Source organism: Pseudaquabacterium rugosum (genome assembly GCF_038066575.1).
In the GTDB taxonomy this organism is placed as follows: Bacteria; Pseudomonadota; Gammaproteobacteria; order Burkholderiales; family Burkholderiaceae_C; genus Pseudaquabacterium; species Pseudaquabacterium rugosum.
Map to the genome: position 1 here is coordinate 133,929 of NZ_JBBUTF010000013.1, position 12,281 is coordinate 146,209.

Below are 12,281 nucleotides of genomic sequence, written 5' to 3' on the forward strand. Positions count from 1 at the left end.
GCTCACCGCGCGAACGCCGATGACTCCGCCAGGAACCCACCGCTGCCGGTGGTGCTGGTCGGTGTCGATCTGGGCGATGCCCGCCACTTCGACGCCACGCTCGACGAGCTGGCCCTGCTGGCCGACACGGCCGGTGACCGGGCCGTGGCCCGCGTGATCGCCCGCCGCAAGGCCCCGGATCCGGCGCTGTTCGTCGGCAGCGGCAAGGCCGACGAGATCAAGGAACTGGTGCTGGCCCACGGCGCCCAGGGCGTGATCTTCGACCAAGCGCTCGGTCCTGCGCAGCAGCGCAACCTCGAACGCCACCTGGGCGTGCCGGTGGCCGATCGCACCGCGCTGATCCTGGAGATCTTCGCCCAGCGGGCCCAGAGCCATGAAGGCAAGCTGCAGGTCGAGCTGGCCCGGCTTCAGTACGTGGCCACCCGTCTGGTGCGCCGCTGGAGCCACCTGGAACGCCAGCGGGGCGGCATCGGCACCCGTGGCGGCCCGGGCGAGGCCCAGCTCGAACTCGACCGCCGGATGCTCGACGAGCGCATCAAGAGCGTCAAGGCACGGCTGCAGAAGGTCAAGCGCCAGCGCGACACCCAGCGCGGCCAGCGCCACCGAAGCGGCACCTTCCGTGTCTCGCTGGTGGGCTACACCAATGCCGGCAAGAGCACGCTGTTCAACGCCCTGGTCAAGGCCCGTGCCTATGCGGCCGACCAGCTGTTCGCCACGCTCGACACCACCACCCGCTCGCTCTGGCTGCAGGAGCTGGGTGCCAGCATCTCGCTGTCCGACACCGTCGGCTTCATCCGCGATCTGCCGCACAAGCTGGTCGAGGCCTTCGAGGCCACGCTGCAGGAGGCGGCCGATGCCGACCTGCTGCTGCACGTGGTCGATGCCTCCAGCCCGGTGCTGCAGGAGCAGCGCGACGAGGTCGAGCGCGTGCTGCGCGAGATCGGTGCCGGCGAGGTGCCTCAGCTCATCGTCTACAACAAGCTCGACCGCATGGATCCGGCGCCGCGTCAGGCGCAGGACTGGGTTCAGCGTCCGGACGGCCGCTGGGTGCCGCGCGTGTTCGTCAGCGCCCATGACGGTCGCGGTCTGGATCTGCTGCGCCGTCTGATGGCCGAGGCCGCGCGCCCCGAAGGTTGGGCGGCCGTGCTCAGCCCGCCGCCGGTCGACCTGGGGACGCCGCCAGCCGCGTTGACCGACGACGTGCGTTTCCTGCCCCTGCCAGAGCCCGGGTCCGACGCCGGGCCGTCTGTCGGCGAGGCGTGGGCCGATCACGGGCAGACGGCGGCTTCGGCCGCTGATCCGGCCCTGGGCCCCGTCGACCTCACGTTACCATCCGCACACCCCTGAACGCCGTGTCCGGCCCGTACCGCACACCGTCCGCTGCATGAGCACCTACGACGCCCCTGATCGCCACACCCCGGCCCGTTCGCCGGCGCTCACCCATCGCCTGCAGGCCCTGGCCGTGGCCGCACGTGCGCTGTGCGGCGGGCTGGCCGCCCGCCTGCGGCCGCTGGCCATGTCCGGCAATGGTCGCAACGATGGTCCGCCCGACCTGGACGAACTCTGGCGCGACTTCAACCGCAAGCTCAGCGGCCTGATGGGCGGCAAGGGCGGTGGCCGCCAGGACGGTCCGCGCAGCGGCGGGGAGGGCGGCGGCCCCTCGTTCCAGCCCGACATGAAGAGCGCCGGCGTCGGTGTCGGCCTGATCGCGCTGGTCGTCGGCCTGGGTTGGGCGGGCAGCGGCTTCTTCATCGTGCAGGAAGGCCAGCAGGCCATCATCACCACGTTCGGCCGCTACAGCCAGACGGTCGATGCCGGCTTCCAGTGGCGTCTGCCCTATCCGTTCCAGGCCCACGAGACGGTCTCCGTCACCCAGTTGCGCTCGGTCGAGGTCGGGCGCAGCGGTGTCGGCCAGGTCACCGGTCTGCGTGAATCGTCGATGCTCACCCAGGACGAGAACATCGTCGACATCCGCTTCACCGTGCAGTACCGGTTGAAGGATGCCCGCGCCTATCTGTTCGAGAACCGCGATCCCGATCTGGCGGTCGAGCAGGCCAGCGAGTCGGCCGTCCGCGAGATCGTCGGTCGCAGCACCGTCGACTCGGTGCTCTACGAGGCGCGCGACGCGATCGCGGCCGATCTGGTCAAGAGCATCCAGTCGCAGCTCGACCGCCTGAAGGCCGGGGTGCTCGTGGTCAACGTCAACGTGCAGAACGTGCAGGTGCCCGAGCAGGTGCAGGCCGCGTTCAACGATGCCGTCAAGGCCGGCGCCGATCGGGACCGTCTGAAGAACGAGGGTCAGGCCTATGCGTCCGACGTCATTCCGAAGGCCCGCGGTACGGCCGCCCGGTTGAAGGAAGAGGCCGAGGGCTACTCGCAGCGCGTGGTGGCGCAGGCCGAAGGTGATGCCGGGCGTTTCCGCGCGGTGCTCACCGAGTACCAGAAGGCGCCGGCCGTCACCCGCGACCGCATGTACCTGGACACGATGCAGCAGATCTACGCCAACGCCACCAAGGTCATGGTCGACAGCCGGGCGGGCGGCAATATGCTGTACCTGCCGCTGGACAAGCTGCTGCAGCAGGCCACGCCGGCCGCCACGAGTCCGGCCGGTGCCACGGCGGTCGCTCCCGCCAGTGGCACGGCCCTGCCGGCCGATGCCGCCAACGGCGCCAGTGCCGTGACCAGCACGGATCCCCGTGCGCGCGACAACTCGCGCACCCGCGACCGCGAGTCGCGCTGATCCGACGGCCCACCCCGACCGTCCATCGAGCCACCCCGCCCGTCGCACGCCATGAACCGTATCGGATTGATCGTCGCCAGCGCTCTGCTGGCCCTGATGCTGGGCTCCTCGACGCTGTTCGTCGTCGACCAGCGCCAGCTCGCCGTCGTCTACGCCCTCGGCGAGATCAAGGAAGTCATCAATGAGCCCGGCCTGAAGTTCAAGCTGCCGCCGCCGCTGCAGAACGTGGTCGTTCTGGACAAGCGTGTGCAGACGCTCGACAGCCCCGAGACCCGCCCGATCTTCACCGCCGAGAAGAAGAGCCTGGTCATCGACTGGCTGGTCAAATGGCGCATCGCCGAGCCCCGTCAGTTCATCCGCAACAACGGCACCGACATGCGCAATCTCGAGACGCGCCTGAGTCCGGTGGTGCAGGCCGCGTTCAACGAGGAAATCACCAAGCGCACCGTGCGCGGGGTGCTGGCTGCCGAACGCGACAAGGTCATGCAGGACGTGCGCAAGCGCTTGACCGAGGAGTCCAAGGCCTTCGGCATCGAGATCGTCGACGTGCGCATCAAGCGCGTGGACTTCGTGGCTGACATCACCGAGTCGGTCTATCGCCGCATGGAGTCCGAGCGCAAGCAGGTCGCCAACGAACTGCGTTCGCAGGGCGCGGCCGACGCCGAGAAGATCCGGGCCGACGCGGACAAGCAGCGCGAGGTCATCATCGCCGAGGCCTACCGCGATGCGCAGAAGGTCAAGGGCGAGGGCGATGCCAAGGCCAGCGCGCTGTATGCCGATGCCTTCGGCCGTGATCCGTCCTTCGCCAAGTTCTACCGCAGCCTCGAGGCCTATCGCACCACCTTCCGCAGCCGCGGCGACGTGATGGTGGTCGATCCGGCATCGGTCGAGTTCTTCGGCGCGATGCGCGGCAATGGTGCCGCCGCTGCACCGGCTGCCGGCCGCAAGTGAGGTCCCGCTCCGCGCGGTGGTCCATGGCGGGCGCCAGCGGCTGCTGATGGACAGCCCTGCCGTATCGGACCTGCTGCTCGGTGCGCTCGGGCTGATGCTGGTCGTCGAGGGGCTGATGCCCTTGCTCCAGCCGCGTGTCTGGCGGGGCGTGTTCGAGCGGATGCTGCAGCTCAGCGACGGTCAGCTGCGCTTCGTCGGTCTGGCCAGCGTGCTCGTCGGATGGGTGCTTCTCGTCATCTGGCGCTGAGGTCGGCCGGGCGGCGCGTGCGGTTGTGGCACGCGCTGTCGCGGACGACCAGTACAATCCGGTTTTTAATCCCCCCGGATACGTCCATGTCTTCTGCTTGGCTGCTGCCCGAGCACATCGCCGACGTGTTGCCTGCCGAGGCGCGTCGCCTCGAGGAACTGCGCCGTCGCCTGCTGCAGACGGCAGCCGGTTACGGCTTCGAGCAGGTGATGCCGCCGCTGATCGAGCATCTGGAGTCCCTGCTCAGCGGGCAGGGCAGTCCGCAGGACCTGCGCACCTTCAAGCTGGTCGACCAGTTGTCCGGTCGCATGGTCGGCGTACGGGCCGATGCCACGCCACAGGTCGCCCGCATCGACGCCCATCTGCTCAACCGTGAGGGTGTGGTGCGCCTGTGCTATTGCGGACCGGTGCTGCATGCGCGGCCGGCGTCGACCCAGGCCACGCGTGAGCCGCTGCAGCTCGGTGCCGAGCTCTACGGTCATGCCGGCATCGAGGCGGATCTGGAGATCCAGGAACTGGCCCTCGACTGCCTGCGCACGGCCGGCCTCGACCGCCTGGTGATCGATCTGTCCGACGCCCGTGTGCTGCGTGGCGTGCTGGCCGGTGCCTCGTGTGATGCGGCACGGCTGCAGGCGCTGGCCGAGGCCCTGGCCGCCAAGGACGCCCCGCGCGTGCAGGCTCTGGCCGCTGGTTTGCCCGACGATGTCCGGCGTGCGCTGCAGGCCTTGCCCAGCCTCTACGGCGGTGACGAGGTGCTCGAGCGGGCTGCTCAGCTGCTGCCCCGTCATCCCCAGATCCAGGCGGCGCTGGCTGACCTCGCAACCCTGGCCGCTCATCTGCGGCGCAGCCAGGGCGCGGGCCTGCAGGTCGGCTTCGATCTCGCCGATGTCGGCGGCTACGGCTACTACACCGGTGCCCGGTTCGCGGTCTACCGCCATGGCGTGGCCGATGCCGTGCTGCGTGGCGGCCGCTACGACGAGGTTGGCGCGGTGTTCGGCCGTAACCGGCCGGCGGTGGGCTTCTCGACCGATCTCAAGACGCTTGCCGCATGTCTGCCTGCGGCGCCGCGCCGTGCCGCCGTGCGTGCCCCCTGGGGCGAGCAGGCGGCCCTGCGTTCGGCGATCCGCGCGCTGCGCGACCAGGGTCATGTCGTGGTCTGCAGCCTGCCCGGCCACGGCCATGAGACCGAGGAGTTCGCCTGCGACCGTGAACTGGTCGCGCAAGGCGAGGCCTGGGTTCTGCGGCCCTGCGAGCTGGCCTGATCGCTCCGGCGTCACCGACCGGTACGCGTCCCGGGCCCTTTCCACAGTCCATCCTTTTCCGTACCCGGCCGCCCGTGCAGGGCGGCCTGAGCCGGCGTGCGCCGGCGATATCCACAACTTCTGTATCCAGCACAACATGCAACAAGCCAACGCTACGGGCGCCGCCCAATCGGGCCGCAACGTCGTCGTCGTCGGCACCCAGTGGGGTGACGAGGGCAAGGGCAAGGTGGTCGACTGGTTGACCGACCACGCGCAGGGTGTCGTGCGCTTCCAGGGCGGCCACAACGCAGGCCACACGCTGGTGATCAAGGGCGTGAAGACGGCGCTGCAGCTGATTCCCAGCGGCATCATGCGCGACGGCGTGCCCTGCTACATCGGCAACGGCGTGGTGGTCGATCCGGTGCATCTGCTGTCCGAGATCGAACGCCTGGAGAAGATCGGTCTGGAGGTGCGCTCGCGCCTGTTCATCAGCGAGAGCTGCCCGCTGATCCTGCCCTTCCACGTCGCCGTCGACAAGGCGCGCGAAGCGCTGCGCGAGGCCACGCCGGCCGGCAAGATCGGCACCACCGGCAAGGGCATCGGCCCGGCCTACGAGGACAAGGTGGCCCGTCGCGCACTGCGCGTGCAGGACCTGAAGCATCCGGAGCGCTTCGCGCACAAGCTGCGGGACCTGCTGGCCCTGCACAACGAGGCTCTGGCCGGCTACCTGAAGTCCGAGGCGCTGGCGTTCCAGCCGATCTACGACCAGGCGATGCTGGTGGCCGAGCAACTCAAGCCGATGATGGCCGACGTGGGCTACGGGCTCTACAAGGCCAGCAAGGCCGGCGCCAACATCCTGTTCGAGGGCGCGCAGGGCACGCTGCTGGACATCGACCACGGCACCTATCCGTTCGTCACCAGCAGCAACTGCGTGGCCGGCAATGCCGCCGCCGGTGCCGGCGTCGGTCCGGACATGCTGCACTACATCCTGGGCATCACCAAGGCCTACACGACGCGCGTGGGTTCCGGTCCGTTCCCGACCGAACTCGACATCAACGCCGAAGGCACGGTCGGCCATCATCTGTCGACCGTCGGTCAGGAGCGTGGCACCGTCACCGGCCGGGCCCGTCGCTGCGGTTGGCTGGATGCGGCGGCGCTCAAGCGGTCGGTGGTGATCAACGGCATCTCGGGCGTGTGCATCACCAAGCTCGACGTGCTGGATGGTCTGAAGGAGATCCAGGTCTGCGTCGGTTACATGCTGCACGGCCGACCGGTCGACATCCTGCCGCTGGATGCCGATGACATCACCGCCTGCGTGCCGCAGTTCGAAACTTTCCCGGGCTGGACCGAAAGTACCTTCGGTGTGACCGAATGGGACAAGCTGCCGGCCAATGCCCAGGCCTACCTGCGGCGTGTCGAGCAGCTGATCGCTGCGCCGATCGACATGGTTTCGACCGGGCCGGATCGTGATCACACGATTCTGTTGCGCCACCCGTACGCCGGCCGCTGATGTCCTGACGCGTGCCTGGCGGCACGCGCGCACCTGAATACGCCCCCCGAGGAGAGAACCGATGCTGACCGACGATGGCAAGCACCTGTATGTGAGCTGGGACGAGTACCACGCGCTGATCGAGCGTCTGGCACTGAAGGTGGCCGCCGATGGTTGGGCCTTCGACCAGATCCTGTGTCTGGCCCGTGGCGGCATGCGTCCGGGTGACGTGCTGTCCCGCGTCTTCGACAAGCCGCTGGCGATCATGAGCACCAGCAGCTACCGCGCGGAGGCGGGCACCATCCAGGGCCGGCTGGACATGGCCAAGTACATCACCATGCCCAAGGGTGAACTGGCGGGTCGCGTGCTGCTGGTCGATGACCTGGCGGATTCTGGCGTCACGCTCAAGGCGGTGGTGGATCGGCTGCGAGGACTGCCCTCGATCAGCGAGCTGCGCAGTGCCGTCATCTGGGTCAAGGGCGTGTCGACCTACACGCCCGACTATTTCGTCGACAGGCTGCCCACCAGCCCCTGGATCCATCAGCCCTTCGAGGAATACGACGCACTGCGACCCGACGGCCTGGCGCGTAAACACGCGGGCTGAGGCGTCATGGATGGTGGCCTGCCGTTCCGGTGGGTCACAGTGGAAAAGGGCGCTGAGCGCCCTTTTTCTTGGTGATCTGTTGTCGAAAGTCGAAAAGCAGGGACGAAAAAAAGCCGGCACATTGTGCCGGCTTTTCAATGCTCGCCATCGTTTGACAGCTGAACTTCTGATTTGGTGCCCAGGAGAGGACTCGAACCTCCACGCCTCTCAGCGCTAGTACCTGAAACTAGTGCGTCTACCAATTCCGCCACCTGGGCATTTCAGGATTTTTGCCTAATCAGTGATTTAGGCAGATTCTAACTATATCAGATCATTTCCGTTTTTCAAGCAGCTTCCTGCTTTGTTTGGTGCCCAGGAGAGGACTCGAACCTCCACGCCTCTCAGCGCTAGTACCTGAAACTAGTGCGTCTACCAATTCCGCCACCTGGGCATCTCAGGATTTGATCTGCAGTATATCAGAACTTGTTCTGATGTTGAAGCTGTTTATCGATTTAACCAAGTGCGAGAAAAACGCCTATGATCAATCGACATCCAGCCGCCGTGACATCCGAGCGGGCTGCGAGGCAGAAGAAGCAGGGTGTCGGACCCGTGTTCCTTCGTTTGTGCTTTGCATCCCCGCTCAAGCGCTACGGCTCTCAAGCAGAAGCTAGGAGTATAGCATCATCAAGAAGCAAGACGCAAGCACTCCCGCACTCGGTGCGGCGCTGATGAGCGAGATCGAGGGCATGGTGCTCGGTCACCGAGACGGCCACGGTTTCGTCCGTCGCGTGACGCAGGGCGGTGAGCGTGAGCCCGACATCTATCTGAGCGCGCAGGAGATGCGCGCCGTGCTGCATCGCGATCGCGTCCGCGTGCGGGTCGTGCGCTACGACCGCAAGGGGCGGCCGGAGGGGCGCGTGCTCGACATCATCGAGCGCCCACGCTCGCCGATCATCGGTCGGCTGTTGCACGAGAACGGCGTCTGGCTGGTCGCGCCCGAGGATCGGCGTTATGGCCACGACATCATGATTCCCAAGAACGCGACGGCCGACGCCGCGGTGGGGCAGGTCGTGGCGGTCGAGCTGACCGAGCCGCCGTCGATGTACAGCCAGCCCGTCGGCCGCGTGACCGAGGTGCTGGGCGAGATCGATGATCCTGGCATGGAGATCGAGATCGCGGTGCGCAAGTACGAGGTGCCGCATCGTTTCTCGGCCCAGACGCTGGCGCAGGCGGCGGCTTTGCCGGAGAAGCTGCGTGCCGCGGACATGCGCCAGCGCATCGACCTCACCGACGTGCCGCTGGTGACCATCGATGGCGAGGATGCGCGTGACTTCGACGATGCGGTCTATTGCGAGCCTTACGCGTCCGGTCGCGGTCGCAATGCCCGCAAGGGCTGGCGGCTGCTGGTGGCCATTGCCGACGTCAGCCACTATGTGAAGCCCGGTGATCCGCTGGATGACGACGCCTATGAGCGGGCGACCAGCGTCTACTTCCCGCGGCGTGTCATCCCGATGCTGCCCGAGAAGCTCAGCAACGGGCTGTGTTCGCTGAACCCTCAGGTCGATCGTCTGTCCATGGTCTGCGACATGGTCGTCGATGAGGCTGGCGAGATCGTCGCCTACCAGTTCTTCCCGGCCGTGATCTGCTCGCACGCGCGCTTCACCTACACCGAGGTGGCGACCATCCTGGCCAATACGCGTGGGCCCGAGGCTGCGCGACGGGCTGAACTGGTGCCGCACCTGCTGCACCTGCACGAGGTCTACCGCGCGTTGCTGCGGCGGCGGGCGCAGCGCGGCGCCATCGACTTCGAGTCGACCGAAACGCAGATCGTCTGTGACGACAACGGTCGCATCGAGAAGATCGTGCCGCGTCAGCGCACCGAGGCCCATCGCCTGATCGAGGAGGCGATGCTGGCGGCCAATGTCTGCGCCGCCGAGTTCATCGCCAGCCATGAGCATCCATCGCTGTATCGGGTCCATGAAGGGCCGACGCCCGAGAAGCGGCAGACGCTGCAGAACTACCTGAAGGCGATGGGCATCGGCGTGGCGTTGAGCGACGCGCCGACCCCGGCGGAGTTCCAGGCGCTGTCGGTGGCCACGCGTGATCGTGTCGATGCCGCGCAGATCCACACCATGCTGTTGCGCTCGATGCAGCAGGCGATCTACACGCCCGCCAACTCCGGTCACTTCGGTCTGGCCTATGCGGCCTACACCCACTTCACCAGCCCGATCCGTCGTTACCCGGACCTGCTGGTGCATCGCGTGATCAAGGCCCTGCTCGTCGGCAAGCGCTATGCGCTGGTGCTGCCGCAGGCTCCCGATGCAGGCAGTGCCTTGTCGCAGGTGCCGGCGCCGGTCACGCGTGCGCGACCCGTGGCCCGCACCGGCGCCCGCGGCGCCTCCGCCCGTCAGGCGGTCGCTTTGCAGGAGGCGCAGGCCTGGGAGGCCGCCGGCGCCCATTGCAGTGCCAACGAGCGTCGGGCCGACGAGGCGTCGCGCGACGTGGAGGCCTGGCTGAAGTGCCGCTACATGCGTGACCATCTTGGCGAGGAGTACGCGGGCACGGTCAGCGCGGCCACCAGCTTCGGTCTGTTTGTCACGCTCGACGAGTTGTACGTCGAGGGCCTGGTCCACATCACCGAGCTCGGAGGCGAGTACTTCCGCTTCGATGAGGCCCGCCAGGAACTGCGTGGCGAGCGCTCGGGCGTGCGCTACACCGTGGGCTCGCGGGTCCGGGTGCAGGTCAGCCGTGTCGACCTGGATGGCCGGCGCATCGAGTTCCGCTTGATGCGTGACGATGAGGACGGGTTGTCGGCGCCGCGCGGCCGGCGGGCGGAGGCCGCGTCGGGGCCGGCCGAGCAGGCCTTGAAATCGGTGCAGTCGCGGGATCGTGCGGTCAAGGCCGCGAAGGCGGCCAAGGCGGCCAGCCGACCGCGTCAGGCGGCGGCTGAAGGGGCGACGCGAGGCCGTGCGGCGGCGGGCAAGAAGTCGCGCAGCGGCGGTCCGGCGGCCAAACGTCGGCGTTGAGGGGCGTCGCGCGTCAGTCGAGGGGACCGGCTGACGGAAGCTGCTGGCCGCTCAGCGCGGCCATGGCGCGTGCCAGCTCGCCGGCGCGCAGCGGCATGCCCAGCGGGGGGCTCTCGCCCGCCCTGCCGTGCAACCAGGCGCAGGCGGCGGCCACCGCCAGTGTCGGATCCTCTGCAGGATGACGCGCGTGGCCTGGCTGCGGTCCCGTCGAACCGGGCCGCTTTTCGTCGGTGTCGGGTGGTGCGGCCCAGAGCTGTGCCGCCGCGGCGTCGCCGCAGGCTGACCAGGTTCCGCCGATCCAGCCGGCCAGCACGTCACCGCTGCCCGGCGTGGCCAGTCGGGCGGATCCGCGTGGGTTGATCCAGGCCGTACCGTCCGGCGTGGCCACGACCGTGCCACTGCCCTTGAGCAGCACGACGGCGGAGCAGCTCCGTGCCAGCTGGCAGGCCGAGGCCACGCGGTCGGCCTGTACGGTCGCTGTGTCGGTGCCGAGCAGACGGGCCGCCTCCAGGGGATGTGGCGTCAGCAGCGTCGGCCATCGCGTCGGGCCTGTCGACCGTTGCGCGCGGGCGTGCAGCAGATGGCGCAGGGCCTCGTCGGCGGCCACCGCGTTCAGGGCGTCGGCATCGAGCACGAGCCGGTGGGCGTGACGCAGCACCTCCGCCAGCCAGCGGTGGAGTGCCGTGCCGCCGCCACAGCCGCAGACCACCGTCGAGCGGGCCAGCCGCTCGGCGCTGCACAGCTGGTGCATCGAGGTCTGCATGAGTTCGGGGGGAAGGGGCTGCGGCAGCGGGGGCGGATCGACCGGCCGGTGATCCGTCGTGCACCCGTCGCCGTGGCCTTCCGGGCGGCCGATCCAGACCCGTCCCCCGCCGGCCTGCAGCGCGGCATCGGCCGCCAGCAGCGCGGCGCCACCCATGCCCTCGGCTCCGCCGAGCACCAGCACGTCGCCATAGCTGCCCTTGTGGCGGTGGGCTTGGCGTGGTGACCAGCGCGGCGCGGGGATCCGCCAGGCCCTCGGCAGCGGTGCGCAATCCATGGGGGAGGCGGATCCGGCCGCCGGAGGGGCCGTGTCGGCGCCTGCCGCGGGTGCCGTTGGCCTGCTCCGGGCTGCGGGACGGCGGCAGGTGTCGCCGGTCTCCGGGGCCGCGGTCGGATCATCGCGGTCGGTCCTGTCCGGTGCCGGCACCACGCCCAGGCCATGCCACCAGAGCTGGCCGGCATGGTGCGGGCCCTCGCCGGTGCACAGGCCGGGCTTGAGCGTGAGCAGGCTGAGCGTGTGGTCGGCCACGACGGCCAGCGGGGCCTGCTCCGGTGTCGATCCCTCGCGGTAACCCGGTCGGCCGGTGTCGGCATCCAGGCCGCTCGGCAGATCGACCGCCAGCACCTGGCAGTCCCGCGTGCGACGCAGGTGTTGCAGATGGTGGATCAGCGCCGTGAGCGTGTCCGTGCAGCTGTCATCCCGCGGCGCGGGCGTGCGGCCGAGACCCTGTCCCAAGCCCAGGCCCAGCAGCGCATCGATGATCCACGCGCCCTGGGGCAGGGCGGGGCATGCGGCGGCGATCCGTGCGGATGTCAGCCTCGGCTCCAGCTCCGTGATCGGTACGCCGGCCTCCTCGGCGCGGCGCAGAGCCCATGCGGCATCCTCGGGCAGCCGTCCGCGTCGCACGCACAGGCTGACCCGGACGGGTTGTCCCCAGCGGTGGAGCCAGGTAGCGGCCACCAGACCGTCGCCGCCGTTGTTGCCCGGGCCTGCGACGACCCAGAACGTGCAGCCCGGCTCGGCCAGCGACAGCGCCAGACGGGCCACCGCCAGGCCGGCGCGCGCCATCAGCTGGTGCGCAGGCCGGCTGGCGAGGGCGGCCTGCTCGATCGTGCGGGTCGCCGCCCGGTCGTACAGCGGCCAGGCGTCATGGGGTGTGCCCGGGCGTTCGCGGGCATCGACGCGCCGCGGGGGCGTGCAGGCGGGTTCGATGGGCATGCGGGCATTGTGCCGCCCGATGC

9 protein-coding genes and 2 tRNA genes are annotated in these 12,281 nt (G+C 68.9%); 8 read left to right on the forward strand and 3 right to left on the reverse strand.

What is annotated here, in order from left to right; all coding sequences use genetic code 11:
* The first annotated feature begins 51 nt into the window (after window positions 1-51).
* From hflX to AACH11_RS15130, 7 genes are all read left to right on the forward strand, one after another.
* A complete protein-coding gene (gene hflX / locus AACH11_RS15100; RefSeq protein WP_423228754.1) occupies window positions 52-1,347 on the forward strand; it encodes a GTPase HflX in 1,296 nt (431 codons plus the stop codon).
* A 169-nt stretch (window positions 1,348-1,516) separates the two neighbouring features.
* Complete coding sequence (gene hflK / locus AACH11_RS15105) at window positions 1,517-2,740, forward strand: FtsH protease activity modulator HflK (RefSeq protein ID WP_341375129.1); 1,224 nt, start codon at window positions 1,517-1,519, stop codon at window positions 2,738-2,740.
* 51 nt (window positions 2,741-2,791) lie between these two features.
* A complete protein-coding gene (gene hflC / locus AACH11_RS15110) occupies window positions 2,792-3,691 on the forward strand; it encodes a protease modulator HflC (protein ID WP_341375067.1) in 900 nt (299 codons plus the stop codon).
* On the forward strand, window positions 3,654-3,938 hold the full coding sequence (locus AACH11_RS15115) for a DUF2065 domain-containing protein (RefSeq protein WP_341375068.1): 285 nt from the start codon (window positions 3,654-3,656) through the stop codon (window positions 3,936-3,938). Before hflC ends, AACH11_RS15115 begins: the two co-directional genes overlap by 38 nt.
* Before the next feature lie 86 nt (window positions 3,939-4,024).
* Entirely contained in the window at window positions 4,025-5,200 is a 1,176-nt protein-coding gene (locus AACH11_RS15120; RefSeq protein ID WP_341375069.1) for an ATP phosphoribosyltransferase regulatory subunit, read from the forward strand.
* A gap of 136 nt (window positions 5,201-5,336) precedes the next feature.
* Entirely contained in the window at window positions 5,337-6,689 is a 1,353-nt protein-coding gene (locus tag AACH11_RS15125; protein ID WP_341375070.1) for an adenylosuccinate synthase, read from the forward strand.
* A gap of 61 nt (window positions 6,690-6,750) precedes the next feature.
* Entirely contained in the window at window positions 6,751-7,272 is a 522-nt protein-coding gene (locus AACH11_RS15130; protein ID WP_341375071.1) for a phosphoribosyltransferase, read from the forward strand.
* Between the two features lie 172 nt (window positions 7,273-7,444).
* On the opposite strand, the gene AACH11_RS15135 is transcribed toward AACH11_RS15130, so the two are convergent.
* Together AACH11_RS15135 and AACH11_RS15140 are read right to left on the reverse strand one after the other, a co-directional pair.
* Window positions 7,445-7,529, reverse strand: a tRNA-Leu gene (locus AACH11_RS15135).
* A gap of 88 nt (window positions 7,530-7,617) precedes the next feature.
* Window positions 7,618-7,702: transfer RNA gene (locus tag AACH11_RS15140), tRNA-Leu, on the reverse strand.
* Window positions 7,703-7,979: 277 nt separating this feature from the next.
* Between AACH11_RS15140 and rnr the strand changes: the two genes are divergently transcribed.
* A complete protein-coding gene (gene rnr / locus AACH11_RS15145; protein WP_341375072.1) occupies window positions 7,980-10,277 on the forward strand; it encodes a ribonuclease R in 2,298 nt (765 codons plus the stop codon).
* Window positions 10,278-10,290: 13 nt separating this feature from the next.
* Here rnr and AACH11_RS15150 read toward each other — a convergent pair whose 3' ends face one another.
* Window positions 10,291-12,258: an NAD(P)H-hydrate dehydratase gene (locus tag AACH11_RS15150; RefSeq protein WP_341375073.1), complete on the reverse strand. Its 1,968-nt coding sequence runs from the start codon at window positions 12,256-12,258 to the stop codon at window positions 10,291-10,293.
* Window positions 12,259-12,281: the final 23 nt, after the last annotated feature.